The organism is Chitinophaga sedimenti, assembly GCF_023156195.1.
In the GTDB taxonomy this organism is placed as follows: domain Bacteria; phylum Bacteroidota; class Bacteroidia; order Chitinophagales; family Chitinophagaceae; genus Chitinophaga; species Chitinophaga sedimenti.
Genome location: NZ_JAKUKA010000001.1, coordinates 5,234,975 through 5,261,439 on the forward strand (window position 1 = coordinate 5,234,975; position 26,465 = coordinate 5,261,439).

27 protein-coding genes are annotated in these 26,465 nt (G+C 47.8%); 20 read left to right on the plus strand and 7 right to left on the minus strand.

What is annotated here, in order from left to right:
* Positions 1–238: 238 nt before the first annotated feature.
* The 3 genes from gyrB to MKQ70_RS30080 form a co-directional block, all read right to left on the minus strand.
* Positions 239–2,317 carry a DNA topoisomerase (ATP-hydrolyzing) subunit B gene (gene gyrB / locus MKQ70_RS30070; protein WP_443657848.1) on the minus strand — a complete coding sequence of 693 codons (2,079 nt, stop codon included), beginning with the start codon at positions 2,315–2,317 and terminating at the stop codon, positions 239–241.
* A 147-nt stretch (positions 2,318–2,464) separates the two neighbouring features.
* A complete protein-coding gene (locus tag MKQ70_RS30075) occupies positions 2,465–3,661 on the minus strand; it encodes a hypothetical protein (RefSeq protein WP_248078054.1) in 1,197 nt (398 codons plus the stop codon).
* Complete coding sequence (locus tag MKQ70_RS30080) at positions 3,616–4,113, minus strand: AsmA family protein (RefSeq protein ID WP_248078056.1); 498 nt, start codon at positions 4,111–4,113, stop codon at positions 3,616–3,618. The genes MKQ70_RS30075 and MKQ70_RS30080 overlap by 46 nt, the downstream gene beginning before the upstream one ends.
* A gap of 207 nt (positions 4,114–4,320) precedes the next feature.
* Between MKQ70_RS30080 and MKQ70_RS30085 the strand changes: the two genes are divergently transcribed.
* A complete protein-coding gene (locus tag MKQ70_RS30085) occupies positions 4,321–4,824 on the plus strand; it encodes a hypothetical protein (RefSeq protein ID WP_248078058.1) in 504 nt (167 codons plus the stop codon).
* A gap of 31 nt (positions 4,825–4,855) precedes the next feature.
* Positions 4,856–5,251, plus strand: a complete 396-nt coding sequence (locus MKQ70_RS30090; protein WP_248078060.1) for a helix-turn-helix transcriptional regulator — start codon at positions 4,856–4,858, stop codon at positions 5,249–5,251.
* A gap of 623 nt (positions 5,252–5,874) precedes the next feature.
* Here MKQ70_RS30090 and MKQ70_RS30095 read toward each other — a convergent pair.
* On the minus strand, positions 5,875–6,339 hold the full coding sequence (locus MKQ70_RS30095; RefSeq protein WP_248078062.1) for a hypothetical protein: 465 nt from the start codon (positions 6,337–6,339) through the stop codon (positions 5,875–5,877).
* 400 nt (positions 6,340–6,739) lie between these two features.
* Here MKQ70_RS30095 and MKQ70_RS30100 point away from each other — a divergent pair, with 400 nt between their 5' ends.
* The 4 genes from MKQ70_RS30100 to MKQ70_RS41635 all read left to right on the plus strand — a co-directional run bounded on the left by MKQ70_RS30100 (position 6,740) and on the right by MKQ70_RS41635 (position 10,969).
* Positions 6,740–7,345 (plus strand): class I tRNA ligase family protein, encoded by a 606-nt coding sequence (locus tag MKQ70_RS30100; protein WP_248078063.1) that lies wholly within the window; start codon positions 6,740–6,742, stop codon positions 7,343–7,345.
* Positions 7,335–7,709, plus strand: coding sequence for a hypothetical protein (locus MKQ70_RS30105; protein ID WP_248078065.1), 375 nt, complete (start codon positions 7,335–7,337; stop codon positions 7,707–7,709). Before MKQ70_RS30100 ends, MKQ70_RS30105 begins: the two co-directional genes overlap by 11 nt.
* Positions 7,640–9,937, plus strand: a complete 2,298-nt coding sequence (gene ileS / locus MKQ70_RS30110) for an isoleucine--tRNA ligase (RefSeq protein ID WP_248078067.1) — start codon at positions 7,640–7,642, stop codon at positions 9,935–9,937. Before MKQ70_RS30105 ends, ileS begins: the two co-directional genes overlap by 70 nt.
* Positions 9,938–10,306: 369 nt before the next feature.
* The gene (locus tag MKQ70_RS41635) at positions 10,307–10,969 is read left to right on the plus strand and encodes a TraR/DksA family transcriptional regulator (protein WP_248078069.1); all 663 of its coding nucleotides are present in this window, start codon (positions 10,307–10,309) and stop codon (positions 10,967–10,969) included.
* 137 nt (positions 10,970–11,106) lie between these two features.
* Here MKQ70_RS41635 and MKQ70_RS30120 read toward each other — a convergent pair whose 3' ends face one another.
* The gene (locus MKQ70_RS30120; protein WP_248078071.1) at positions 11,107–12,618 is read right to left on the minus strand and encodes a glycosyltransferase; all 1,512 of its coding nucleotides are present in this window, start codon (positions 12,616–12,618) and stop codon (positions 11,107–11,109) included.
* 107 nt (positions 12,619–12,725) lie between these two features.
* Complete coding sequence (locus tag MKQ70_RS30125; RefSeq protein WP_248078073.1) at positions 12,726–14,573, minus strand: ABC transporter ATP-binding protein; 1,848 nt, start codon at positions 14,571–14,573, stop codon at positions 12,726–12,728.
* Positions 14,574–14,730: 157 nt separating this feature from the next.
* On the opposite strand from MKQ70_RS30125, the gene rbfA reads away from it, so the two are divergent.
* Positions 14,731–15,096, plus strand: a complete 366-nt coding sequence (gene rbfA / locus MKQ70_RS30130) for a 30S ribosome-binding factor RbfA (protein WP_248078075.1) — start codon at positions 14,731–14,733, stop codon at positions 15,094–15,096.
* A gap of 10 nt (positions 15,097–15,106) precedes the next feature.
* On the plus strand, positions 15,107–16,333 hold the full coding sequence (locus MKQ70_RS30135) for an FtsX-like permease family protein (RefSeq protein WP_248078077.1): 1,227 nt from the start codon (positions 15,107–15,109) through the stop codon (positions 16,331–16,333).
* Positions 16,334–16,481: 148 nt separating this feature from the next.
* On the opposite strand, the gene MKQ70_RS30140 is transcribed toward MKQ70_RS30135, so the two are convergent.
* Positions 16,482–17,318 (minus strand): transketolase, encoded by an 837-nt coding sequence (locus MKQ70_RS30140; protein WP_248078079.1) that lies wholly within the window; start codon positions 17,316–17,318, stop codon positions 16,482–16,484.
* A 471-nt stretch (positions 17,319–17,789) separates the two neighbouring features.
* Between MKQ70_RS30140 and MKQ70_RS30145 the strand changes: the two genes are divergently transcribed.
* From MKQ70_RS30145 to MKQ70_RS30200, 12 genes are all read left to right on the plus strand, one after another.
* A complete protein-coding gene (locus MKQ70_RS30145) occupies positions 17,790–18,638 on the plus strand; it encodes an MraY family glycosyltransferase (RefSeq protein ID WP_248078081.1) in 849 nt (282 codons plus the stop codon).
* Positions 18,639–18,744: 106 nt separating this feature from the next.
* Positions 18,745–19,308, plus strand: a complete 564-nt coding sequence (frr, locus tag MKQ70_RS30150) for a ribosome recycling factor (RefSeq protein ID WP_248078084.1) — start codon at positions 18,745–18,747, stop codon at positions 19,306–19,308.
* An 81-nt stretch (positions 19,309–19,389) separates the two neighbouring features.
* A complete protein-coding gene (locus MKQ70_RS30155) occupies positions 19,390–20,142 on the plus strand; it encodes a PPK2 family polyphosphate kinase (protein WP_248078086.1) in 753 nt (250 codons plus the stop codon).
* A 65-nt stretch (positions 20,143–20,207) separates the two neighbouring features.
* Complete coding sequence (mscL, locus tag MKQ70_RS30160; RefSeq protein ID WP_248078088.1) at positions 20,208–20,594, plus strand: large-conductance mechanosensitive channel protein MscL; 387 nt, start codon at positions 20,208–20,210, stop codon at positions 20,592–20,594.
* Positions 20,595–20,611: 17 nt separating this feature from the next.
* Positions 20,612–21,547 carry a DUF3078 domain-containing protein gene (locus MKQ70_RS30165; RefSeq protein WP_248078090.1) on the plus strand — a complete coding sequence of 312 codons (936 nt, stop codon included), beginning with the start codon at positions 20,612–20,614 and terminating at the stop codon, positions 21,545–21,547.
* Positions 21,548–21,631: 84 nt separating this feature from the next.
* A complete protein-coding gene (locus tag MKQ70_RS30170; protein WP_248078100.1) occupies positions 21,632–22,423 on the plus strand; it encodes a segregation and condensation protein A in 792 nt (263 codons plus the stop codon).
* A complete protein-coding gene (locus tag MKQ70_RS30175) occupies positions 22,416–23,327 on the plus strand; it encodes a helix-turn-helix domain-containing protein (protein WP_248078102.1) in 912 nt (303 codons plus the stop codon). The genes MKQ70_RS30170 and MKQ70_RS30175 overlap by 8 nt, the downstream gene beginning before the upstream one ends.
* Before the next feature lie 384 nt (positions 23,328–23,711).
* Entirely contained in the window at positions 23,712–23,930 is a 219-nt protein-coding gene (locus MKQ70_RS30180) for a hypothetical protein (protein WP_248081895.1), read from the plus strand.
* Entirely contained in the window at positions 23,840–24,586 is a 747-nt protein-coding gene (locus tag MKQ70_RS30185; RefSeq protein WP_248078104.1) for a pirin family protein, read from the plus strand. The genes MKQ70_RS30180 and MKQ70_RS30185 overlap by 91 nt, the downstream gene beginning before the upstream one ends.
* Positions 24,587–24,628: 42 nt before the next feature.
* Complete coding sequence (locus MKQ70_RS30190) at positions 24,629–25,108, plus strand: YceI family protein (RefSeq protein WP_308199256.1); 480 nt, start codon at positions 24,629–24,631, stop codon at positions 25,106–25,108.
* A 56-nt stretch (positions 25,109–25,164) separates the two neighbouring features.
* Positions 25,165–25,794: an NAD(P)H-dependent oxidoreductase gene (locus MKQ70_RS30195; RefSeq protein WP_248078106.1), complete on the plus strand. Its 630-nt coding sequence runs from the start codon at positions 25,165–25,167 to the stop codon at positions 25,792–25,794.
* 131 nt (positions 25,795–25,925) lie between these two features.
* On the plus strand, positions 25,926–26,336 hold the full coding sequence (locus MKQ70_RS30200) for an OsmC family protein (protein ID WP_282456871.1): 411 nt from the start codon (positions 25,926–25,928) through the stop codon (positions 26,334–26,336).
* The last annotated feature ends 129 nt before the right edge of the window (positions 26,337–26,465 follow it).

Consider the following 26,465-nt stretch of genomic DNA (forward strand, 5'->3'; position numbering starts at 1 on the left):
TCAATCGGTACTAAAAAGTGTGTATCCGGTGATAGGTTCGTTACCTAGTGTTTGTTTGCAATGTATATGCAATATATGTCATATGTTTGGTATTATTAGTATTAATTCTAATGCTTAACAGGGGCAAATGGCTAAAAGAATGAGGATAAAGGGGTTAGCAGGAAAAGTTTTTTCCGGGCGTGCGCGATGCGCTGGTGGAGGCCTGAAATCCTTAACTGCGTTGGGTTTCGGTCGGTATCTATTGATGTGTGCAGCGAGGTTTTGCTTGACTATCAATGAGGTATAAACGCGAAAAGGGCCGGCAATTGCCAGCCCTTTTCAGTATCCATAACGCTAAGATCTTAAGCGTCGATTTTTGCATATTTCGCATGTGATTCGATGAACTCACGACGTGGGGGACCTCATCGCCCATCAGCATGCTGAACACGCGGTCAGCTTCTGCGGCGCTCTCGATGGTAACCTGCTTCAGCGTACGGGTAGACGGGTCCATGGTAGTGTCCCACAACTGCTCGGCGTTCATCTCACCAAGACCCTTATAACGCTGGATGTTCACGCTATCTTCTCTGCCGCCACCCAGCCGGGCTACAGCCGCTTTACGCTGGTCTTCGTTCCAGGCGTATTCCTGCTCTTTACCTTTCTTCACCAGGTACAATGGGGGTTGCGCAATGTATACGTAACCCTGGTCTACCAGGTCTTTCATATAACGGAAAATGAAGGTCAGGATCAGTGTGGCAATGTGGCTACCGTCCACGTCGGCATCCGTCATGATAATCAGCTTGTGATAGCGGAGTTTCGCGAGGTTCAGCGCCTTGTCGTCTTCTTCGGTACCGATGGTTACGCCCAGTGCCGTAAAGATGTTTTTGATCTCTTCGTTCTCGTAAATCTTGTGTTCCATAGCTTTCTCCACGTTCAGGATTTTACCCCTGAGTGGCAGGATTGCCTGGAAGTTACGGTTCCGGCCCTGCTTCGCAGTACCGCCCGCGGAGTCTCCTTCGACAAGGTACAGTTCACATTTGTGCGGATCGTTGTCGGAACAGTCGGCCAGTTTACCTGGCAGGCCGCTGCCGCTCATCACGCTTTTACGTTGTACGAGCTGGCGGGCTTTACGGGCGGCTTCACGTGCCTGTGCGGCCAGCACCACTTTATTAATAATGATTTTCGCTTCTTTCGGATGTTCTTCCAGGTAAGCATCGATCACCTGCGCCACGGCGCTGTCCACCACACCCATTACATCGGAGTTGCCGAGTTTGGTTTTGGTCTGACCTTCGAACTGCGGCTCGGGAACTTTTACGCTTACGATCGCGCTGAGTCCTTCACGGAAGTCGTCGCCCGTAACCTCGATCTTGGTCTTTTCGAACAGTTTGTTTTTATCACCGTACGATTTAAACACACGGGTGATGGCACGACGGAAACCCGCTACGTGGGTACCTCCTTCAATGGTGTTGATGTTATTCACGTAGGAGAAGATATGCTCGTTAAAAGAGTCGTTGTAAATCAGCGCTACTTCTACTGCCACGTTGGAATTAGCATCATGTGTTTCTGCATAAATGGGGCCGGGCAGCAGGCTGTTGCGACGTCCGTTTTTATCCAGCATCTGCACAAACTCAATGATACCGCCCTCGCTGTAGAATACCTCGGATATCGGACTGCCGTTGTCGTCTTTCTCGCGTTCGTCCGTGAGCACGATCCTGATTTTGCGGTTCAGGTAAGCCAGTTCACGCAAACGGCCTGCGAGTATTTCGCGGCTGTAGGTAGTTTCTTTGAAGATTTCCCCGTCCGGTTTAAAATGAACGGTGGTGCCGGTAATCTCGCTCTCGCCAATTTCGCGTACAGCGTACTGCGGGTGGCCCTGGCGATATTCCTGCTCGAATATTTTGCCTTCGCGTCTAACGGTAACGGTAAGAAGAGAGCTCAATGCATTCACACAACTTACACCCACACCGTGCAAACCACCAGACACTTTATAAGTATTCTTGTCGAATTTACCACCAGCGTGCAGTACCGTCATTACCACCTCCAGGGCCGAACGGCCCTCTTTGGGGTGCATGCCGGTCGGAATACCACGTCCGTCGTCTACTACGCGAATGGAGTTGTCTTCCAGTATATTTACTTCGATATTTTTACAGTAACCTGCAAGGGCTTCATCTATGGAGTTGTCGACTACTTCGTACACGAGGTGGTGCAAACCTTTGACACCAATGTCGCCAATGTACATCGCCGGCCTTTTACGCACTGCTTCCAATCCTTCTAATACACGGATGCTACCCGCATCATAACCGCTGTTTTGGGTAGGTGCTTTCACTAGTTCTTCACTCATATTTTTGATGAAATTCTTTTTTAAGAAAAAGGTCGAGAATCATGCAAAAATAAGCAAAATGGAGCTGATTTCCATAAAATAAGCCCCGTTTTTAGGGTGGCAATATGCCCTAAAAACAAGGCCCGGCAGTAAATGTTGAAAAGTTGTTTATAATGCCTGTATCGCATCCGTCGCCGCAATCTCCATCAAACCCTTCGAAAGTGTCTTCCAAACAAGATTAAAATAAGACTTGCGGATATCGCGGCGATAGCTGGGATAAGCCACCCGCGCGGCTTCGTTGGGCGCCGGGTTGTCCTGTTTAATCGCGATCATGTTCGCCAGCATCGATTTAAAGCCCTTCTTTTTCACCTTTTTGGTTTCCTTGTCCTCATCCAATACGCTTATCTTGAGGTCATTATAAAGGAATTTTACCACGCCTTTCGCATTCATCTCATCCCCGTCGATGTTAAAATCAACTGACTTTACATTACACGATTTTATCTCCACCATGGCCAGTCCGCGCACCACGGGAGTAAACTCCTGTGCGTTCATGGCGCCAAGGTGACCCGAAACGCTGAATGCGCCCGATGTATCGGCCAGTGAGAAGTCGAAACGCGCTTTCAAAGGCCCGTTTTGCATTACTTTGGTGTGTAAATCGGCCACCATGTGTTTGTTACGGGCAATCGCCGTGTCTACGTTCGTTATATTCGTTAACGTGCCGCCGGCGTCAAGAAACTTTACGGTGCCGGTTTTCTTCGTCTTGGGATTCAGTTCTGTATAAGATATATCCACCGAGCCCGGTTTCAGCGTATCCAGCTTCAACGGGAGTTTCATTTTCAGGATCATCTGGTTCGGGAAGCTGCCAAGTTTATTGCCGGGCGGCATGGGCAGGGTGCGGTTACGATAAACGTCCAGTTTACCCCCGCGCATTTTAAGGGTGCGGACGAATAGTTCGCCCGCCATGAGGTGCTGTGGACTTACCCCTTCTGCGGTAATACTGTCCATCTTAATATCAAACCGGTCTTTCTGATACCCTACCATTTTATCCTGCTCCGCCCGGGAATAACGGGGCTCCAGCACGATCTGCGAGGTGGTGAGTTGCTGACTGGCAGCGCGGTATTTCAGGTCTTTTATGTGCACCCAATACAGGCTGTCCGGCGTCCGGAAATCATACTTTTTTAAATCAATGTCAAACTGTTTGGCGTAAAAGAACCGCTCCGGGTCCGTGGAGGCCAGGGAGTCCAGCTGCAGGCTGCGCACCCGTACATTCACTTCGGTCAGTTTCGTAAGTACCCGCACACTGTCTTTTCGTATGCGTGTCATCGAAAAGGTAATATTAGACAGGTCGATGCTGCCCACAGACAAGCCCTCCAGCGAGCTTTTGCCTTTTTCTGCGTGGTGTCCACACTTGTTTCATCGCGGACCATTCCTATTTCAGGATCGTTCAGCTGCAAACTGCCGATGGCGATCTCATGTTTCCTCACATAGCGTAATATTTTCACACCCCGCAATTCCAGTCGGGGCGCCTTAATAGAGAACACGGCCTGCGCCGCCCGTTGTTGGGCCTGCAACTGCTTGTACCTCGCACTGTCTGGCCGCAACTCCGCATTCCGCAGGCTTACATAACCGGTGAGCAGGTTCATGTCAATATCGCTATAGGTAAGGTGGTAAAGGCTATCCGTCGATTTTTGCACGTAGTTTTTCAACTCCTTGTTCAGGATTCCTTTCCAGTGCTGGTTCAGGTAAATGCCCGTAATTACGACTGCGACGATCAATGCTGCCAGACTTATTAACACTACTTTTAAGAGCTTTTTCATGCACGTTCGATTAGTGGCTTATACGGGTACTAAATCCATACCAAGCAGAACTGCGCTCGGAACACCTCCGAAATTAAATATAGTCGTTATGCGTTATTGTATTGATTGTCAGGGGCAGTTACTTCATCGTTACCACAGAATTGTAAGGGGACTGTCAAACCGGGAAATCATAAAATATGAATGTGTATTTTTGCCAGGCTTTAACAAATGAAAGATTTACAGGACATATTAATGCTCGCGATCCAGCAGCCCGCCATGAATGACCAGCTAAAGCTGGCCGAATCGGATGCTGTGGCCGTGCCCGATTGCCTGGATTTTACATTACAGCGCTTCACGTACGACAGGCCTTTGCCGGTAGAAGATGTGGCTATGGTGGTGTATCAGCCTGCAAAAAGGGGACAATCCGCTGCAATTGAGCTGCGCTACTGCGTGGCCGGCAGCAAATACTGCACAAATCCCGGTTGCACCGATCAGGTATGCGCCGGTGGTAATAAACGCGACAAGGAATCCTGTAACGAACGCGTGCCTTCGGTAGATATGATTACCGTACGCTTCCAGCCAGGTTTTATCCAGTCGCTGCAAAAGGAAATACTTCCTCAACACTCTTCGAACTGCAATCAAAGAAGCCGTTTACGAAAACCATTACACCCTGCACTAAATCCAAACAGGTGCTCGAGCAAATGGTGCATCACAACTACGACGGCATTCTGAAAAACATCTTCCTGCAAAGCAAGGCCCGGAGTTGTTGCTTTTCAGTTCAGACCAGTTCATTCAAAATGATACTGACGAGCGTTATGGTTGCCGCTTCCTTACGCACATGGAAGATCGTGAGAAGATTAACAAAGCCCGCGACATCCTGCTGGAGCAACTCGACGCACCGATCACCATCCGTGAGCTCGCGCGCCGTGTGGCCATGAACGAATGTTACCTGAAAAAAGGTTTCAAGGCCACCTACGGTACCACCATCTACGACTATTTCCAGAAAGAGCGGATGGAAAAGGCCAAAGGCCTCCTCTACGAAAGAGGTCTTTCCGTTTCGGAAGTCGCTATCATGATGGGTTACTCTTGTATTTCGCACTTCTCTACCGCATTTAAAAAACACACCGGCTTAAAGCCCTGCGAATTACTTTTACGCTAGAAGTTATTGACTATCAATATAGTAATGCTCCGGAAACGGGGCATTTTTCTTTATGTACTTAGCATTTGTTTCCCTAATCATCCCCCGTTGCGTCGCACACTTCGGCCTTATGCTCTCTTTTTCCCGATCCGATCTTTTCTTTTCCCGATTTCGAAACTAAGGCTAAATACTTTGGTGTTTCTTTGTATCACGATCCAAGGATATCTATCCGGATTTTCATAAGCTTCCTTATCAGATTTGACCTTAAAAAAGGAAAAGCTTGCAGACGATAGTAAAGCCATTATTAAACGGCAGTGTATATCAAACACCATTGCACTGCCCAGTCTACAGTTTTTTCCACCGTAATTTGCATAAATCCGTCTCGTCTATCGGGACGGATTTTTTATGGATAGTCCAGTGCATCCTATATGGATCCTATATGCATCCTATATGCTCGTTCGCTGAAACCCGCCATGGTGCACATGGGGGATATAGGATGCATATAGGATCCATATACGTTTGTTAAATAAGGTGGCTAAATAGAAAGGAACGGGACGCATACTAAAAAAAGAAAACCCCGCCCAAAAGAGCAGGGTCTGTCCTATTTATCCCTATACCTATGAAATACGAATGTTGATGGCGATCTACTCGGTGATCGTTCCGGCTTCATTCAGCAACACTGTTTTGGTTGCGCCGTTGTCATCGATGTTGATCTTGTAATATGCCGCTACATCTGAACGCTCGATTTTCCAACCTTCTTTCACTACTGCAGCGGGATATTTTGTTTTGAGGGTAGTGTTAACTCCTTCAGGGATATTAGCACCGAACTCAGACCTGGTTGCTACCCAGGCACCCTCTCCACTATATTCAGCCGATGTTTTCACATCAGATTGAGTAAAGCTCGCGATCCAGTTACCGGAACTGGACTTTGTCCATTTAACGTCGGAAGACCCAGTAAAGTTTTGTTGAAAAGCAGTTTTAACATTTTCTGGGGCCTCAACTTTCTTTACAGCAACTTTCGTTGTTTTTTTGGACGACTTCTTTTGTTGTGCAAAAGCCATGCCTGAAGACAGCAAGGCAGCACAAATAATTAAGGTTACTCTTTTCATAAAGACATGGTGTTTGATATGGTTAAATTGCTTAGCTGTAAACTCTAGACACTAAGCGAAAACAATGCCAAAAACGAAACTTAACACTTAATTATTGTAAATTACTCAAATTTCAGATCAAATTTATTAAAATTCCACGAAATTTTCCCAAAAAGTGGTTAAGTGGCAATACGAGCGTATTTTGTAACTTTGCAGTCTTTTATATTATACTTATAACAACAAAGGGAAGGGGATAGTTTATGTCCAGCAAATACCGGGAATATAGCCAATTGAATTTACCACAGATAGAAAGAGAGATACTTCAAGCGTGGGAACAACACCAGATATTCGAAAAAAGCGTAGACGGCCGTGAGGGTTCGGAGCCATTTGTATTTTACGAAGGTCCCCCAGCGCTAACGGTATGCCGGGTATTCACCACGTGATTTCCCGCGCGGTAAAAGACCTCGTTTGCCGTTATAAAACCATGCAGGGCTTTCAGGTGAAGCGCAAAGGCGGCTGGGATACCCATGGCTTACCCGTGGAAATTGGCGTGGAAAAAATGCTGGGCATCACCAAAGAAGACATCGGTAAAAAGATCTCGATCGCGGAATATAATGATACCTGCCGCCGGGAGGTATTGAAATTCAAAGATAAATGGGACGAACTCACCCGTAAAATGGGATATTGGGTTGATCTCCGGGACCCCTACATCACCTTTGACAATAATTATATTGAAAGTCTTTGGTGGGCACTCAAAACCCTGTATAACAAAGGCTTCCTCTATAAAAGTGTAAGTATCCAGCCGTATTCTCCGGCCGCGGGTACCGGTCTTAGTTCCGCCGAGCTCAATATGCCCGGTACTTACAAGGATGTGAAAGACACCACGATCGTGGCCATGTTTAAGGCCGTGCAATCAGCGCAGTCGCAGTTCCTTTTCGATGCGGCCGGTAACGACCGGTGTTTTTCCTGGCCTGGACTACCACCCCCGGACACTGCCTTCCAACCTGGGCCTGACCGTGGGCGCTAACATAGAATACGTGCTGGTAAAAACCCTCAATCAATATACTCACCAGCCGATCAATGTGATCATGGCGAAGGCGCTGTTAGGCAAATATTTCAAAGCCGAGGCAGAAAACGCTGATTTTGACGCATTTAAAGAAGGTGACAAACTCATCCCCTGGACCATCCTGAGCAGCTTCAAAGGCAGCCAGCTGGAAAACCTGCGGTACGAACAGCTGTTGCCGTTCGCACAGCCGGAAGAAGGGGATCCGTTCCGTGTGATCTGGGCGACTTCGTCACTACCGAAGATGGTACCGGTATCGTGCATACCGCGCCGGCGTTTGGTGCGGACGATAATCGCGTCGGTAAAAAGTATGGCATCGGCATTTTAACGCTGGTGGACCGGCAGGGCAAATTCACCGATAATGTGGGCGAATTCTCCGGCCGTTATGTGAAAAACTACAAAAACGATCCCCAGTTCGCAGATGTGGATGTAGACATCGCCATCAAACTGAAAAAAGAAAACCGCGCCTTTAAGGTGGAGAAATACGAACACACGTATCCCCACTGCTGGCGTACCGATAAACCCGTACTGTACTACCCGCTGGATGCCTGGTTCATCAAAACCACCGCGGTAAAAGACAGGATGGTGGAACTGAACAAAACCATCAACTGGAAACCCGCGTCTACCGGTACAGGCCGTTTTGGTAACTGGCTGGAGAATATGGTTGACTGGAACCTCAGCCGCAGCCGCTTCTGGGGTACTCCATTGCCTATCTGGCGCACGGAAGACGGCAGCGAAGAGATCTGCATCGGCAGCATCGAAGAACTGAATACCGAAATCCGCAAAGCCAGCGAGGTATTAGGCGGTGATGTAAATAAAAACTACCTGCACGAGGGCATCCTCGACCTGCATAAACCTTACGTAGACGACATCATCCTGGTTAGCGCTTCGGGCAAACCGATGCGTCGCGAGCCGGACCTGGTAGACGTTTGGTTCGACAGTGGCGCCATGCCGTACGCGCAATGGCACTATCCTTTCGAAAACCAGGACATGGTAGATGCGCCCGCAAAAGCGTTCCCTGCCGATTTCATTGCTGAAGGTGTGGACCAGACCCGTGGATGGTTTTATACATTGCATGCGCTCGGCGTAATGCTGCGCGATAGTGTTGCATTTAAAACCGTGGTTTCCAATGGTTTGGTGCTCGACAAGGAAGGTAATAAGATGAGTAAGAGCAAGGGTAACGTAGTAGATCCCTTTGCTACCCTCGAGCAGTTTGGCGCCGATGCCACACGTTGGTACCTCATTACTAATGCTTCTCCCTGGGATAGCGTGAAGTTTGACGCCGAAGGCATTAAAGAGGCCCAGCGCAAAATCTTCTCTACCTTATATAATACGTACAACTTCTTTGCGATGTACGCCAACCTGGATAAGTTCAGCTTTAAGGAAGCGTACGTTCCATTGGCAGAGCGCCCGGAAATTGACCGTTGGATCATTTCATTGCTGAATACCCTGGTTAACAAGGTAAATGCAGCGTTCGATGATTACGAACCTACGCAGGCAGGCCGTGCTATACAGGAATTTGTGGACGAGCACCTGAGCAACTGGTATGTGCGGCTGTGCCGCCGCCGTTTCTGGAAAGGCGAGTACAACCAGGATAAGATCAGCGCCTACCAGACGCTGTACGAATGCCTGGAAAAGATCGTACAAATGATGGCCCCGGTATCGCCGTTCTTTTCAGACTGGATGTTCCGTAACCTGAATAGCGTAAGCGGCCGCATCGGTGCGGAGTCCGTTCACCTGACTAACTTCCCGAAAGGCGACAATACCGCGATCGACGCAGCGCTGGAAGAAAGGATGCAGCTCGCGCAGGATATTTCATCCCTGGTGCTGTCGCTTCGCAAGAAGACCAATAATAAGGTAAGACAACCCCTGCAAAAGGTGTTGATTCCGGTTTTAGACCCTCATATGCAACAGCAGGTGCAATTGATTGAGCACTTGATAAAAAGTGAGGTGAATGTTAAAACTATTGAGTATCTTACCGAAACCGAGGGTTTCATAAAGAAAAAGATCAAGGCGAACTTCAAGACCCTGGGTAGCAGGATGGGTGCTAAAATGAAGGCGGTTGCAAACGCGATTGCAGGATTTTCCCAGCACGACATTGCCACGATTGAAAAAATAGGTGAGTTTGGCTTAGAGATTGATGGTGAGCACATCAAGATAGGTTTATCAGATGTGGAAATAATCTCCGAAGACATTCCCGGATGGACAGTAGCCAACAAAGGCCCACTTACAGTAGCCCCGGATATTACCATTACTCCCGAATTACAGGACGAAGGAAATGCCCGCGAACTGGTGAACCGTATCCAGAAAATCCGGAAGGACAGTGGATTTGAGTTAACAGACCGGATAGAGGTGACGGTAGCGGCTACAGACCTGCTGAAATCGGCAATTCTTAACTTTAATAACTATATTTGCACGGAAATTTTGGCAGACAGGCTGGAATTAGTGCCGCAATTGCAGGAAGGAACGGAGATTGAAGTTAACGAATTGAAATTTAATATATTAGTTAACAAAAAAGCTAGTCCCCATGGCAACAAAAAAGAAGGTTGCTACTAAAACTACCAAAAAGGCCGTACCGGCTAAACCGGCTAAAAAAGTTGCCGCAAAGCCAGCACCTGCAGCTAAAAAAGCTGCAGCGAAGCCTGCCCCCGCCAAGAAGGCCGCTCCCGCAAACCAAACCGGCTCCTGCGCCTAAAAAAGCAGCTGCAAAACCGGTAGCCAAAAAGGCTGCGCCGGTTAAAGCAACGCCAAAAAAGGCGGCGGCTAAAGCTGTTCCGGCGGCTAAACCAACGGCTAAAGCTAAAGTTGCCCCGGTTGCAAAAAAGGCCCGGTAGTTGCTAAGAAATCAGCACCTGTTGCCAAGGCACCAGCGATTAAAAAGGTTCCTGCAGTGCCGCAGAAACCTGATAAAAAAGCATTCCGGCAGTGAAAACTTCAAAACCGGTCATTACTAAACCCGTAGAAAAAGAAGATATGCCAGCAAAGAAAGTCGTAACGGAAAAAAAGGAAAAGGAAACGAGCAAGGCAGTAAAACAACCGGTAGAATCACCTAAACCTGTTGAAAAACAACCTCCGGTGGTTCGTGCTACCGTAAGGCCGGGTTCCTCAAGGGCGACCGAGAGCAAGCCGTCTGCTAAAACTGTTATTCAGACCGTTTCTTATCAGCCTGAGTTTACCAAATCTGTACTGGATCAGCCCGATGCAGTGGTAGGCCCCGTTTATCGCTACAGCGATTCAGAACTGGGAGAATTTAAGGACATTATTCTCAAGAAACTGGACGCCGCCAAAAAAGAACTGGTGTACCTGCAAGGCCTCATTACCCGTAAAGACGAAGCGGGCACTGACGATACCGAAAACAAGTACATGAGCATGGAAGATGGCAGCGGTTCCCAGGAGCGTGAACAACTGAACCAAATGGCAAGCCGCCAGATCCAGTTCATTGATCACCTGGAAAAAGCACTCATGCGTATCGAAAACAAAACCTACGGCATTTGTCGCGTAACCGGCAAATTGATCGATAAGGCCCGCCTCAAAGCGGTACCACACGCTACGCTGAGCATCGAAGCCAAATTGGCTAAAAGCAAATAATGAATTGAACTTCTTCTAATAGAAAAAGGCCACCTGTTTTCAGGTGGCCTTTCTGTTTGTAAGGCTGCAGTGAGGATGTGTTGGTGTTTTAATCGTGATGGCGGTGATTAAAACTATTTCTATCTTTTTATGATTATTTAACAAGGCTGCGCCGCCGGCTCTTTCCGCAATGCACGCACCGTTAGGTATAACACGCCTGCCGCCCCCAGGCACAGTAGACCGCCCATGCCGATGCGCCGCACCCGTTTTTTCTGATGCCATTTTTCTTTCAGTTTTTCCGGACTTGCCTGTGCTATTTCCAGCAACGGGGCTAACCGGCTGCCACGAATTACCTTGTCGGCCACTGCGTGCACTTCCTCATCCTGTGGATCAAAAGCTACACCAATGCCCGATTCGCGCAACATATCCACGTCCATTGCTCCGTTGCCGACGTAGATGATATTTTGCGACGGAATGTGATACTTTCTGTTGATGTAGGTTAGCAAGTGCCGCCTGTTGTACACGGGTGTTTGATCTTCCGAAAGGAAAAAGTCGGACACCGTTAATTCGCCCGTTGCCACACTGTGAAATAGATGCAGGCGGTTTGCGAATGCGAAGTCCATACCCAATTGATTTTTCATGTGATTGGCTACACATTCGAAGCCGTCGGTGACGAGTCCCACTACATACCCCCTTTTCTTCAATGCTTTTACCACACCTCGGATGTCGTCTGTAAGTGGAATTTCGTCTGCTACTTCCAGTAATTCTGCAAGATTTCTATCCCGGAACAATGCAGCGCTGCGTTCGAGAATCGTGATAGGATCTTTATAATGATGCAGGATCTGCACGAGTGCTTCTTCCTTATCGAACACCGCAGCGGCGAGGTACAAATAACTTTGCTGGAAAATGGTTTCATCAAGATTAAAAATCACCATCTTCTGCAGTTTGTCAATCGACTCAAGAATCGAATATTCCATCTGTTCGCGGATGATGTTGATGTTGCCGAGTGTTTCGAGGTTTTGCTGCGGAATGCTTTCCGCTTTCTGCAAAATAGTACGCGATACTTCGCGCGACATCTTACTCAGTTGCTCCCAGGTTTGCATGGCATTTTCGACACGACCGATATTCACTTCCGCGATGCGTGCGCCACGAAGGTGCATGTCGATCAGTATGCCGATGTCTACCCCATAATCATTTTCGAATTTGATCTGAGAGAGAAACGACTTACGTGCGGCGATCATGCCGCTAAGCGGTTGCTGAAAATGTTCCAGTTCGGGAAACAGGATACTAAGCAGGGGTTTGGCGACCAGTTTGGTTACACGGCCAGCCTGTCTTTCGAAAAATGATTTGCAGAAATCTGCTTCTTCGTTCACGATCGGATCAGTCAGCAGTTCTACGATGTTATCAGGATAAGTAAGAATATCGCCATCTACATAGGCAACGATGTCATGTTTGGCGGCCATCATGCCTTCGCGCATGCTCACGCCTTTGCCGCGTTGGCTGCTTGTGATCACCCGCACTTTTTCCTTCAGCGCTTCTTCCACCGAGTTATCGGACGAGTTGTCGTCCACTACGATGATCTCAATTTTCCGGGATGTTTTTTTGATGGTCCTGATTACCTGCCTGATAGTGCTTCCTTCATTCAATACGGGTATCACAATCGATATCATAGGCTATACAGTTTTAGTTCGGCAGAAAGGCCCAAAAATGATACCAGAGGGGACAAAAAAGGAACGGGGAGCACCCGTTCCTGTTAATTTATCGTAGTATTTTCCGATTATTTGAATTCCTGCATTTCTACCAGTTTCTTATAGATGCCATTGCGTTGTAATAACTCCTCGTGTTTGCCGCGTTCCATGATTTCTCCCTTTTCCATCACGATGATTTCATCGGCATGCTGAATGGTAGATAACCTGTGCGCAATCACAATGCTGGTACGGTTTTTCATGAGGTTGTTCAATGCTTCCTGCACTAGTTTTTCCGATTCTGTATCGAGTGCTGAAGTGGCTTCATCAAGAATGAGGATCGGTGGATTTTTAAATACCGCGCGGGCAATGGTGAGGCGCTGACGCTGGCCACCACTCAGTTTCAGGCCGCGGTCGCCAATGTTGGTATCGTATCCGTTTTCTAAATCTTTAATGAATTCGTGCGCGTTTGCGATTTTCGCGGCCTGTATTACTGCGTCTTTATTAGCATCGGGTTGGCCAAATGCAATGTTGTTAAACACGGTTTCATTGAACAGGATAGCCTCCTGCGAAACAATGCCCATCAGTTGCCGCAGGTCATTCATTTTTAAATCCCGTACATCTTTTCCATCTATTTTGATGCTGCCGGTCGTTACATCATAGAACCTCGGTAAAAGGTCGACCATCGTAGATTTACCGGCACCACTACGGCCTACGAGGGCAATCATCTTTCCTTTTTCAATATTAAGGTTGATGTTTTTTAATACATGTGTTTCATCATTATAGCTGAACGACATGTTATCGTATGCGATGCTTTGTTCAAACGTTTTGATCGTTTCTGCATTTGGTTTTTCCGTAACGGTGATCGGCGCGTCTAATACTTCGTAGATGCGCTCCGCTGCCACCAGGCCACGTTGCATCGTCGTGATGGCGTTCGAAATATTTTTGGCGGGTTGAAGAATTTGTGAGTACAACGCGAGGTAGGTGATGAATGCAGCGGCGGTGAGTGAGCCGCCTTGTCCGGATAACACCAGGTTGCCACCATACATCACCAATATAACAACAACGCCTATACCCAGGACTTCTGATATCGGCGAAGCTGCTTCGCGCTGGTTAAACATCGACCGGCTGATTTTTGAAAACATGCGGTTGATATCCGCCAGTTTATGCTGCATGAATGTTTCTGCGGTAAATCCTTGAATAATACGCACACCACTAACTGTTTCTTCTGATACGTTCAGAATTTTACCCAGCATTTCCTGGCTGTATCGGCTTTTGTTTTTTAACTGCTTGGATATATACCCGATCAGCATACCGGAGAGCGGGAAGAAAATAATTGTAAATAAAGTAAGTTTTGTGGAGATCAGGAACAGCACAACAAAGTAGCCGATGATAATAAACGGGTCGCGGAGAAAGACCTGGATAGAGTTTACGACAGAGTTTTCTACCTCCTGCGCGTCATTCGTTAACGTAGAGAGAATCTGCCCTTTCTGCCGTTTGTGGTAGAAGTCGAGCGACTGGTGGGAGAGGCGTGCAAATACCTGGTTGCGCATGCTTTCAAGTATTTTCATCCTCAGCCGGCCCATCACGCGGATGGCCAGGTAGCGCGATATGTTCGCCAGGATAGATGCGGCAACAATAACGGCGCAAACGAAGCCCAGCGCAAGTAGTTGCTGTTCTCCGTTGTGAGAGATCCGGCCATAATAATACTCGAAAGTGCCGGTCAGAAAGTCCGTCAGGTGAGTAATGGAAAATTCCGGGGCGGCGGCCGGGTACACGTGGGCTTTTTCCTTAGTCTGGAAAATAGTATCCAGCAAAGGAATGAGCATGGTGAAGTTCAGCATGCCGAAGATGATGCCGAAGAAGGTATAGATGATATATTCCGGTAAAAAATGATGTAAAGGTTTGGCAAATAGCAGCAGTCGCCTGAATACTTTCATTCTCAATAAATCTTTGTAAGTCCGCAAATTACTACATTTATCCGGTTTGGGCCGCGCACCGTTTATCCGCAGGAAATGGTTAATTTCGTGGCGGAAGAAAGTCCCGGTGCGATTGGTATGGAAGTGGGAGGGATGTATTCCGGATAAAAACGTAATTATGTCAGAAACTAAGCGGCAGAAACAAGTAGCGCAATCAGTACAGGAGGAAATGAACGATATATTCCAGCGCATGGGATTAAGCATTGTAGATGGTGGAATGATTTCCATCTCCTCTGTTAAAATGACCCCTGACCTGCTGGAGGCGCGTATTTACCTGAGCTTTTTCCAGATAAAGGACCAGGTGGGCATGCTGAATAGTATTAAAGAACGCGGCAGCGAAATCCGAAAGGAGCTGGGCAACCGTATGGCCAAACAGTTGCGCCGTATCCCCTACCTCGCTTTTTTCCTCGATGATACTTTGGACTACGTATTCAAAATGGAAGAGATTTTCAAGAAGATCAACAACGACGAAAAGAAAGACTAACGTATAAACCATGATCTGGCAATTCGCATCCCGTTACTTCTGGGCCAGGAAATCTACCAATGCTATTAATATCATTGCCTGGGTAAGTGTGGGTGCTATTGCCGTGGGCACTGCCGCCCTCATCATTGTATTAAGCGTATTCAACGGCTTTGAAGGGCTTGTGAAGTCGCTCTATTCCTCGTTTTATCCTTCGGTGAAAATCGTTCCCGCCAGTGGCAAGACCATGCTGCTGAAGCCGGAGCAATTACAGCAGATCGCTAAAACGCCCGGCGTGGCGCATTACACCGAAGTGATCGAGGAAAAGGCCGTGATCAGTCACGTAGATCACCAGACGATCGCGGTCGTAAAAGGAGTAGACGATAACTACCTCAAAGTAGCCACGGTGCAAACCAAACTGGTACGTGGCAAATTCGAAACGGTAGACGATAACGGTTACCGGGCGGTGATGGGCATTGGCCTTGAAACTGCATTGGCCGTGGACGTAGAGCGGAGCATGGTGCCGGTATCGGTGTACGTGCCGCGGCGCGGGGCGGGGGCCGACCTCTCATCGCCCGAACAGGCGTTGAATAACGGGGTAATTTACCCGGCAGGCACCTTTGCCATTCAGCAAGACTTCGACAGCAAATATGTGCTGACGCATATCGATTTCATGCGCAGCCTGCTGGATATGCGGCCGGACGAGATGTCTGCCGTAGAAGTCGCCATCACGAGGGAATCGGGCGATCGTGCTGTGCAAAAGCGACTCCGGGAACTGCTGGGCGACAATGTTAAAGTGTTAACCCGCTTCGAACAAAACCAAACCCTTTACAACATCATGCGCACGGAAAAGTGGGTCACCTATGTTTTCCTGAGCTTCATTTTAGTCGTTGCCGCTTTCAACATGCTGGGCTCCCTGTCCATGTTGGTGCTCGAAAAGCGGAAGGACATCACCATTCTCAAAGCCATGGGTAGCACCGACGGCCGCATTCAGCGTATCTTCCTGAGCGAGGGGCTTATTATAGCGGGCATGGGCTCGCTGATCGGTATCAGCCTGGCGCTGGTTGTCCTGTTGCTGCAGCAGCATTTCGGGCTTATAAAACTGGGTGGCGATTCATTTCTCATAGATGCGTTCCCGGTGGACATGCATCCCGACGACTTCCTGTTGGTGGCGGGTACTGTAGTGGTGATCGGCTTCCTGGCCGGCTGGGTGCCGTCTAAACGGGCGTCTGCACAACCCATTGACTTAAAGGCTACTTAGGTTGTTTTCCAGCATTGCAGCTTTCTTCAACGTCCCTGATGGTATTTTACCAAAAGGTTGGTTAAGAGCGCGCTTTGGTACGCGTGTATGAAAAAAGGCTGCCTGCACCAGCAAACAGCCCATTTCGTATATCCTTAAGGCGATATGATTAGTAGTCACCCATTGTTTCAGGCAATTGTGCCAGCGCTTTAGCGAGTTGCTCATCGTTGGGAGCAATACCGTGCCATTCGTGCGAGCCTTCCATGAAGTCAACGCCCTTACCCATTGCGGTTTTCATGAGAATGCAGATAGGCTGGCCTTTACCAGTGAGGCTTTTCGCCTTTTCCAGCACCGCTACCACATCGTCCATGTCGTTACCGTTCATGTGCAGTACGTTCCAACCGAAAGCTTTGAATTTAGCTTCCAGGTCGCCGAGGCTCATCACCTTGTCGGTCGGACCGTCGATCTGCTGACCGTTCCAGTCGATGGTAGAAATCAGGTTGTCTACTTTATGGTGCGCTGCAAACATCGCTGCTTCCCATATCTGGCCTTCATTCAGTTCGCCATCACCGTGCAGGGAGTAAACGAGGTGTGAATCCTTGTTGAGTTTCTTAGACAATGCCACGCCAAGGGCTACACTCATACCTTGTCCCAGGGAGCCGGAAGCGATCCTGATACCTGGCAGGTGTTCGTGTGTGGTGGGATGACCCTGGAGGCGGGAGTCAATCTTGCGGAAAGTGCTCAGTTCCTCAATGGGGAAGTAGCCAGATCGGGCCAGGGCACTGTAAAATACGGGAGAGATGTGTCCATTGGACAAGAAGAATGCGTCTTCATTCGTAGCGTCCATATTGAACTTCTCAGGCTTGTGATCCATGGCCTTGAAATACAGGGCCGTCAGGAAGTCTGTACAGCCCAGAGAGCCGCCAGGGTGGCCACTTTGAACAGCGTGCACCATTCGCACAATGTCCCTCCTGATCTGTGTTGCAATATCTTTCAGTTCTGGCATGATAATTGGCGTTTTATGAGCCGCAAATGTAATAAGTTTTAGCAGCAATTTGTAGTGCAAAGGAGTAAAAAAGGGGGATAAATGGTGAAAGGCCATGATTTTTATAAATTGCTGATACACATTTCACTGAATTTAATATCTTTGTAAGACAACCCCCGATATGGAGAATGTAATTATCGCTACCGTACTTAGTTTTGTTATAACCTATCTTTCAGTCCCCATCCTCATAAGGGTGGCAGATTTGAAGCATCTGTATGATGAACCTGACGAGCGGAAAGCGCACAAACATCGTATTCCGGCTTTGGGTGGCGTGGGATTTTTCTCAGGCTTCTTCATCGCTATCGCAACGTGTATACCTACGCAAAGCGGCTCGCCATTACAGTACTTCATGTTGGCTGCTTTCGTAATATTCATGGTAGGCCTCAAGGATGATCTTGTAGGTCTTTCTCCGTTTAAAAAGTTGTGGGCCAGATGGCAGCGATTTTCGCGATCGTTTACCTTGGCAAATTACAGATCAATAACGCTTTCGGACTGTTTGGCATACATGAATTGCCGGAGCAGTTGAGTTCCCTGCTTACTTATTTCACGATTCTCGTTATTATCAATGCTTTTAACCTGATCGACGGGGTGGATGGTCAGGCCGGCAGTATTGGTATGCTGGTATCCGCTATTCTTGGTGCTTATTTCATGCACGTAGGCGAAATGGTGTATGCAGTGATGGGATTTTCACTGGCGGCAGGCCTCGCAGGTTTTCTTATCTATAATATTTCACCAGCAAAGATATTCATGGGAGATACGGGGTCGTTACTGATCGGTACGATCAACGCTATCCTCATCGTTAAATTTATTGAAGTGGGCGGTAACCCGGCCAGCAGGATGCCGATCGAGGCGGTTCCTGCCGTGGCTTTCGGTGTGCTGATCGTTCCGCTGTTCGATACACTCCGGGTATTCTCTATCCGCATGATGCGCGGCCGTTCTCCTTTTTCGGCCGACCGCAACCACATCCATCACTACCTGCTGGCGCTGGACATGAACCACAAACAAACCACTATGACAACTGTACTGGCTAACGCCGGTTTCATCGTAATGGCGTTTGTGCTGCAGGGTCTTGGCACTACCAACCTGTTGTTGGTTGAACTGGCCGCAGCCACAGGGCTCACTTACATGTTGTATACGCTGAAGAAAAGGCATGCCGAAAAATTGGTGCGCCTGGCTGCTGAAGCTGCTGCGGCTGCTGCTAATACTGCCGCTGAGGTGCCACAACTGAACAAGGCCAAAATTCTGCGCGTTACTACTGACGGCGTGCTGGAAAACAAATAGTGCCTGCCTTTCCCACCCATCCTTACCAATCTGCATGAATCATCAAACGCCTTTGATGATTAAAATAATTCATGTAGGTTTGCAAGCACTTTAAGTTTTTATTCTTATGCAAGACGATCTTAACTTAGTTCTGGAAGATGCCCGCGAGACGATGGAAAAGGCCATTGGCCACCTCGAAGTTGAATTGACGAAAATCCGCGCCGGCAAAGCCAATCCCCAGATCCTGGACGGTATTACTGTAGATTATTACGGTTCGCCAACAATGATCAACCAGGTAGCTAACGTAGCGATAGCCGATGCCAGAACGCTGACCATTCAGCCCTGGGAAAAAAACATGTTACAGGCCATCGAAAGAGCCATCATTGCTTCCAATATCGGTCTGAACCCGCAAAACGACGGACAGATCATTCGCCTGTTCCTGCCCCCACTGACAGAAGAAAGGAGGAAGGAGCTCGTGAAAAGAGTAAACGGCGAAGGCGAACATGGCAAAGTAGCCATCCGCAACATCCGCCGCGACGCTATCGAGCAGATTAAAAAATTGCAGAAAGATGGTTTAAGCGAAGATATTGCTAAAGGCGCCGAAGGCGATGTGCAGCAGCTTACCGACAAATACATTTTGCTGGTGGATAAACACTGCGCTGCAAAAGATAAAGAGATCATGGCTATTTAAGCTCAGTTGGTCGATTTCATTAGAAAGCGGGACCGGTCGGTCCCGCTTTTTTATTACATTTATCTTTATAAAACTTACCGCATGCCGCCACTGAAATTATCTAAAGTAAGCACCAAAGCCCCGGCTAAGCTGGATAAAGATCATACGAAAGCAGATACACAGAAGATACTGGAGGAGCTGGACGAACTCCAGAACCTGCTGTTCGCGGAGCATAAGCATTCATTGCTCGTTGTGTTGCAGGGCATGGACGCCAGCGGAAAAGACGGCGTGATCCGCAATGTATTCGGGAAGCTGAACCCGCAGGGGGTGCAGGTATATTCGTTCAAGGCGCCTACAGATGAGGAAAAGAACCACGATTTTTTATGGCGCATCCACAAAGTGGCACCGGGGAAGGGCAACATCGTGCTGTTCAATCGCTCGCATTACGAAGATGTGCTGGTTCAGCGCGTACACAAATGGATCGATAAACCGGTAGTGAAGAAACGTTTTGCGGCCATCAATGACTTTGAACGGATGCTCGAAGCGCATAATGACACCCGCATCCTGAAATTCTACCTGCATATATCGCCTGAAGAGCAGCAACAGCGGCTAAAAGAACGCATGCAGGACCCGCGTAAGATGTGGAAGTACAATGCGAACGATTTTGAAGAGGCGAAACTGTGGGACGAGTACCGCAAGGCATACGATGATGTGTTTGAACAATGCAATGAAGTGCCCTGGACGATTGTACCTGCCGATCAGAACTGGTACAAAGAATATGTGATCGCTAAAACAGTGAGAGACACACTGGTAAAGCTGAAAATGGCCTATCCCGGGTTAAAAAAATCGCAATAAAGAGAACAAAATATTAATATCGCGTGTTCTTTCCGAAGAACCAGTAACCATTTAAACCTTACAACATGTCATTTTTTAAAGAGTTCAAAGAGTTTGCCACTAAGGGTAATGTAATTGATCTGGCTGTCGGCGTAGTGATCGGTGCAGCATTTGGTAAGATCGTAAATGCATTGGTTGAAAACATTATCATGCCATTGGTAGGCATCCTGATCGGTGGCTTTGATTTTAAGACATGGATGATAAAAGTGGGAACCGCAGAAGTGAAGTATGGCATTTTCATCCAGGTTTTCTTAGAGTTTATTGTTATTGCCTTTGCTATATTCCTGGTGATCAAAACCATCAACCGATTTAAAAAGAAGGAAGAAGCAGCGCCCGCAGCCCCCGCTGGTCCTACTACAGAAGAAAAACTGTTGATGGAGATCCGCGATGCTATCAAACAGAAGAATGTTTAAATAAACCATTACGAGAAATGAAGAAATTAGGTCTGTTCACCGCCCTGCTACTGGCGGTGAACCTGCTATATGCACAAGATGCCTTAAAGAAAGCCCGCGAAGAAAATTGGAAGAAGATCAAACGGAATGATGCCGATACCTCCAAAAATCTATGGAAAAAAGGGGGAACCTTCAACTTGAACGCTAACCAGGGCTCGCTCACCAACTGGGCGGCGGGCGGTGATAAATTCTCCCTGTCAGCCGGCGCAACACTGTCTGTATTCGCGAATTATGCCAAAGGCCGCAATGCCTGGGATAACACGCTGGACCTGGCCTATGGTTATGTGAAAACCACGAGCCTGGGTATGCGTAAAAGTGATGACCGTATTGACCTTACCACCAAATATGGTTATGATATCGGCAGCAACTGGTATGCGAGTGCACTCTTTAACCTGCGCACACAGTTTGCCAACGGTTACCTGTATACGGACACGTCGCGGCAGCTGGTGTCTAAGTTCTTTTCACCGGCGTATATTTTACTCTCTCCCGGTCTGGATTATAAGCCTAATAAAGAGTTCTCATTGTTCCTGTCGCCGGTAACCGGCCGCTGGGTGGTGGTGTTGTCAGATTCCCTGTCTGCACGCGGCGCCTATGGCGTGGATACGGGCAGGCATGTGAAGAGCGAGTTCGGCGCCTACTTATCCGCCAACTGGAATAAGGAGATCATGAAAAACATTGTGTATAAAAGCAAACTGGAACTGTTTTCCAACTATAAACAGAATCCGGGTAACGTAGACGTGTTCTGGACCAACGTGTTATCTATGAAGGTGAACAAATACCTGTCGGCAACGGTGAACTTGGATATGATTTACGACGATGACGTGAAGGTGTTCGAGAACACGAAAACGGGTGTCATGGGGCCACGGCTACAGATAAAACAGGTGATCGGGATCGGCTTTGCGGCCATCTTCTGATTCCGGGAAAATTATGTTATTTTTGATAAACCTGCTGGTCTTAACAGCAGGTTTATTGCTTTTAACTAACTTATAATCAAGGTCTTGGCAGAACAAGAAATATATAAAATCAAGCTCCCGCAGTTCGAAGGCCCCTTTGACCTGTTGTTGTTCTTTATTGAGCGCGACGAGCTGGACATCTACAACATCCCCATCAGTGGCATTACCCGCGACTTCCTGAATTACATTCATGAAATGGAATCGCTGAACATTGAGCTGGCGAGTGAATTTATACTTTTCGTGAGTACACTGATGCGCATTAAGGCTAAGATGTTGCTGCCGCGCAAAGAGATCGACGAGGCGGGTAATGAGATTGACCCGCGCCAGGAGCTGGTAGACAAGATCCTGGAATACAAACGGTACAAGCAGGCGGCGATTGAACTGGCGGAGAAAGAGGCGGAGCGAATGTTGCAGATCAGACGCGGTAACATTGCGAAGGAGCTGAACCTGATCGGTGAAATGACCAGTGAAGGTACAGAGGTGCAAACGCTGACGCTCTTTAAGCTTACGAAAACCTTTGAGAAGGTAATGCAGCGCGTGAAAGAGCGCAACAACAAACCGCAGCACGTGGTGTATAAATACGATTACACCATGGAAGGTTCCCGCGAGTATATGATGGAACTGGCGGCAGGTGAGCGTACTATGGCTTTCGAGAAGATATTTGATCACTGTAAAGACCGCATACACGCCATTTTCCTGTTCCTCGGTATGCTGGAACTGGTGCAGGCAAAGTATTTGTCGATCATGGTGGGAGAGGGCCGCAACAATTTTATTATTGAATATGTAGATCCCGCTGACCGCCCGGAAGACGCTGAGCCGGTTGTATTTGATGAGTGATAAACGCGATCATATCGAAATAGTGTCCCTGCCGGATTACGGCCAGGAAGAAACACCTTTCATCGTATCGACCATCTGCAACCTGGGCGATACCTTTTTTGAACATAACGAAACACCACATCGCCACGACTTTTATTCCATCTACTGGATTAAATGTGGTCACCTGAAACATACCATCGATACCGTTACCCACGAGGTGCAGGATAACACGTTGTTTTTTCTCGCGCCTGGCCAGGTACACAAGATGGAATTCTCAGATAAGGCCGATGGTTATATGATCGCTTTTCACGACGCGTTCATGTGTCTGAAAGATCAGGCGCAGTTATCATCAGGTATTAACTCGGGTTTGTTTTTCAATAGCCATTTCAGTTCCGTGTTGCATTTGCCGGAAGAGCAGCAGGCGGATTTCGAATGGCTGGTAAAAGCAATGGTGAAGGAGATTCATCATAAGGAAAGTGACTACGAAAGTGCGTTTCATGGACTGCTGCGTTATTTCCTGGTGCTATCGTCACGCCTGCAGAACGCGAGAGATACCTTTGCACCGGATACGCATTTATCGCATAACAGTTCGCTGTTTCTGCAGTTTAAAACACTGATCGAAGAAAAGTTCCGCGACCTGAAGAACGTGTCGGATTACGCGGGCCTGCTGCATATCAAACCAGTGTTGTTGAATGAGGTGAGCAAACAGTTGTCGGGAATTACGGCAGGTGAGCATATCCGGAACAGGATTATACTGGAGGCGCAACGGTATTTATACAATACCGATTTAACAGCGAAGGAGATTGCGTATAACCTTGGGTTTGAAGACCCGCATTATTTCAGCAGATTTTTTAAGAAATATACGAACCAGACGCCATCGGAGTTTAAAGAGGCTTCGCGGGTAAATGGGGTGTTTACCCATTGATATTGAAGAAAGGGCGACGATGGTTGCCCTTTTTTATTGGGCTATGTATACATGGCCCCAACGCACCTCTGAACGCAAGAGGGTGTACCATGTATACATGGCCCAGGGTACCTCGGATCTTATACATGGCTCAGCGTACCTCGGATCTCAAGAGCGTGCACCATGTGTACATAATATATCCATCAAATCCCCCATCCCTATGACAATCCACCAAAAACTACCCATACCTTACAAACAGGCCTCATATTAGCAAAATCAAATCATTGATAATCAATGATTAAGTAAAAAAGGATAAAAAGTCCACCACTTACAGCAATTAGTCCATTCAGGAAAGATGTTATAACACGTATTTTTGTGCTGTCAACATCAAAAAAGGAGACAACAATGAAAACCAGCAAACAAGTAACGCAGGTGTACAAAGGATCAAAACCCAATATGGTGGGCGATGGATTCCGCGTACAGAACCTCTTCCCCAGCGGTAACCGCATCGGGAAAGCCATTAGCCCGTTCTTTTGCTCGATTATGCCGCCCCGGTATACTTTCCGCCAACTGATAAGCCACGGGGCGTTGACCAGCACCCTCATCGGGGATTTGAAACGGTGACCATCGTTTATCAGGGAGCCCCGGAGCACCGCGACTCTACCGGTGCATACGGCAAACTGCGCGAAGGCGACGTACAATGGATGACCGCCGCCTCCGGTATCGTGCACGAAGAAAAGCATGAAGCCGGGTTTTCAAAACGAGGCGGCACCATAGAGATGGCACAATTGTGGGTGAATTTGCCCAAAGCACATAAAATGACTAAACCGGGATACCAGACCTTATTAAGAGAAGACATCCCGGTGAAATCCTGGAACGACGGCAGCTACCTCCGCGTAATTGCCGGTGAGTTCGAAGGGTTGTACGGTCCCGCCCGCACGTTTACACCAATTAATGTGTACGATGTGCAGCTGAAAGCAGGCCGCAATATCACCCTGCAACTGCCCGAAGGTTACAATACCGGCGTCGTGGTACTGAAAGGAGAAGTGGAATTCAACGAAACACATCTTTCCAAACAAGTAGAGATCGTAAGTTTCGGCAACGAAGGCGAAGAAATAAACATAACTGCCGTTTCCGATGTTTCCTTACTGGTGCTTAACGGCGAACCAATTAACGAACCGGTATTCGCGTATGGCCCCTTCCTCATGAATACGCAGGAAGAAATTACGCAGGCCATACAGGATTACAACGAGCCGCATGGGACGATTGAATTAACTTGATCATACACACTCTTATCTACTAAAAAATTAAAATTAACAACAATGGCAACCTGGAAAATTGATGCTTCACACAGCGAAATCGAATTTAAAGTAAAACACCTGATGATCACTAACGTGAACGGTTTCTTTACTGATTATGACGCTACTGTTGAAGCCGCCAATGACGACTTCTCTGATGCTAAGATCTCTTTCGAAGCGAAGGTAGACAGCATCAACACTAAAAACGAACAACGCGACGGTCACCTGAAAAGCGACGACTTCTTCAATGCCGCTGAATTCCCGCTGATCAAATTTGAATCAACAGGTATCGTTAAAAAAGATAACGAGCATTACAAGCTCACCGGCAACCTTACTATCCGCGACAATACCAAACCGGTTGAACTGGATGTGGAATACGCTGGTATTACCGTAGACCCATGGGGTCAAACCAAAGCAGGTTTCGAAATCTCCGGTAAAATCAGCCGTAAAGATTGGCCTGAAATGGACAGCTACTACAGAAGCTGGTGGTATTGTGGTAAGTGATGACGTGAAATTGCTGGCGAACGTTCAGCTCATTAAACAAGCTTAATTATTTAGTAATGGATATTCTTGAAAAACTGTCGTGGCGCTATGCTACGAAGAAGTTTGATCCGGTGAAGAAAATGAGTGCCGCGCAGTTGGACAGGATACTCAGAGCAACCAATCTCTCAGCCTCCTCTTATGGCTTGCAGCCCTATAAAGTAATAGTGGTAAATGATCCGGTGATAAGGGAACAATTGAAGGCGGTATCGAATAACCAGTCACAGATAACAGATGCTTCGCACCTGGTGATTTTTGCAAGAGTGGACGAACTGGCCGATACCCATATAGATGATTATGTGAAGTTGACTGCAAGCACACGTAACGTGGAAACCGATGCCCTCGAAGGGTTTGCGGCGATGATGAAGGGACAGATTCAAAAAATGGAACAAGAGAAAGCGGCAGTGTGGACCTCCAAACAGGCGTACATCGCCCTTGGCACACTACTCACTGCCTGCGCGGTAGAAGGAATCGATACCTGTCCCATGGAAGGGTTTAACGCAACCGCTTACGATGAAATTCTGGGGCTGAAAGAAAGGAACCTGCGCACCGTAGTATTGGCCGCAGTTGGCTTCCGCGCCGCTGACGATATTTATCAGCATAAGAAGAAAGTACGGAAACCGCTGGAAGATTTTGTAGAAATAGTGTAGAACGGTTGTCAGGAGTTAAGTGTAGCCGGGTAATGCTTGCATTGCCCGGCTTTTTATTTATCTTTAAGAACGGCACTGCATTTGCGGCCGTTAACCATCTAAAAATTATTCACCCAAAAAAGTATATTTCCATGAAAAGATCTGCTACTGCCAATTGGCAGGGTACCGGTAAAGAAGGCAAAGGCAAACTCTCTACCGACAGCGGCGTATTAAAAGATACCCAGTATTCGTTCAACACCCGCTTCGAAGACGGCATCGGCACCAACCCTGAAGAGCTGATCGCGGCCGCACACGCCGGTTGTTTCACGATGAAACTGAGCTTTAATCTTACCGGCGCGGGTTTCACGCCGGGTAACATCGATACCAAAGCGGCTGTTACATTTGAAAATGGCGCTATTCCCAACATTCACCTCACCGTGAAGGCTACCGTGCCGGGCATCGATAAGGCAAAATTCGATGAACTGGTGCTGGATGCAAAACAGAACTGTCCTATTTCCAAACTGTTGAATACGGACATTACTTACGAAGCAGAACTGGTATAGTATTACCACATATTGTACGAAGCCCCGGAACACTCCGGGGCTTTTTGCTTTTAGTTGGATGGATAAAAATGTACACCATTTATGCAAATTCGTCCATTGTAAAACGGGGTGTTTAAGCGGACATTTGTG

Coding starts and splice junctions, on each gene's coding strand:
- gyrB (WP_443657848.1), bottom strand. CDS start 2,317: ATGAGTGAAGAACTAGTGAAAGCACCTACCCAAAACAGCGGTTATGAT.
- MKQ70_RS30080 (WP_248078056.1), bottom strand. CDS start 4,113: ATGAAAAAGCTCTTAAAAGTAGTGTTAATAAGTCTGGCAGCATTGATC.
- MKQ70_RS30085 (WP_248078058.1), top strand. CDS start 4,321: ATGAAAGATTTACAGGACATATTAATGCTCGCGATCCAGCAGCCCGCC.
- MKQ70_RS30095 (WP_248078062.1), bottom strand. CDS start 6,339: ATGAAAAGAGTAACCTTAATTATTTGTGCTGCCTTGCTGTCTTCAGGC.
- MKQ70_RS30100 (WP_248078063.1), top strand. CDS start 6,740: ATGCCGGGTATTCACCACGTGATTTCCCGCGCGGTAAAAGACCTCGTT.
- MKQ70_RS30120 (WP_248078071.1), bottom strand. CDS start 12,618: ATGATATCGATTGTGATACCCGTATTGAATGAAGGAAGCACTATCAGG.
- MKQ70_RS30125 (WP_248078073.1), bottom strand. CDS start 14,573: ATGAAAGTATTCAGGCGACTGCTGCTATTTGCCAAACCTTTACATCAT.
- rbfA (WP_248078075.1), top strand. CDS start 14,731: ATGTCAGAAACTAAGCGGCAGAAACAAGTAGCGCAATCAGTACAGGAG.
- MKQ70_RS30135 (WP_248078077.1), top strand. CDS start 15,107: ATGATCTGGCAATTCGCATCCCGTTACTTCTGGGCCAGGAAATCTACC.
- MKQ70_RS30140 (WP_248078079.1), bottom strand. CDS start 17,318: ATGCCAGAACTGAAAGATATTGCAACACAGATCAGGAGGGACATTGTG.
- MKQ70_RS30145 (WP_248078081.1), top strand. CDS start 17,790: ATGGCAGCGATTTTCGCGATCGTTTACCTTGGCAAATTACAGATCAAT.
- frr (WP_248078084.1), top strand. CDS start 18,745: ATGCAAGACGATCTTAACTTAGTTCTGGAAGATGCCCGCGAGACGATG.
- MKQ70_RS30155 (WP_248078086.1), top strand. CDS start 19,390: ATGCCGCCACTGAAATTATCTAAAGTAAGCACCAAAGCCCCGGCTAAG.
- mscL (WP_248078088.1), top strand. CDS start 20,208: ATGTCATTTTTTAAAGAGTTCAAAGAGTTTGCCACTAAGGGTAATGTA.
- MKQ70_RS30165 (WP_248078090.1), top strand. CDS start 20,612: ATGAAGAAATTAGGTCTGTTCACCGCCCTGCTACTGGCGGTGAACCTG.
- MKQ70_RS30175 (WP_248078102.1), top strand. CDS start 22,416: ATGAGTGATAAACGCGATCATATCGAAATAGTGTCCCTGCCGGATTAC.
- MKQ70_RS30180 (WP_248081895.1), top strand. CDS start 23,712: ATGAAAACCAGCAAACAAGTAACGCAGGTGTACAAAGGATCAAAACCC.
- MKQ70_RS30190 (WP_308199256.1), top strand. CDS start 24,629: ATGGCAACCTGGAAAATTGATGCTTCACACAGCGAAATCGAATTTAAA.
- MKQ70_RS30195 (WP_248078106.1), top strand. CDS start 25,165: ATGGATATTCTTGAAAAACTGTCGTGGCGCTATGCTACGAAGAAGTTT.
- MKQ70_RS30200 (WP_282456871.1), top strand. CDS start 25,926: ATGAAAAGATCTGCTACTGCCAATTGGCAGGGTACCGGTAAAGAAGGC.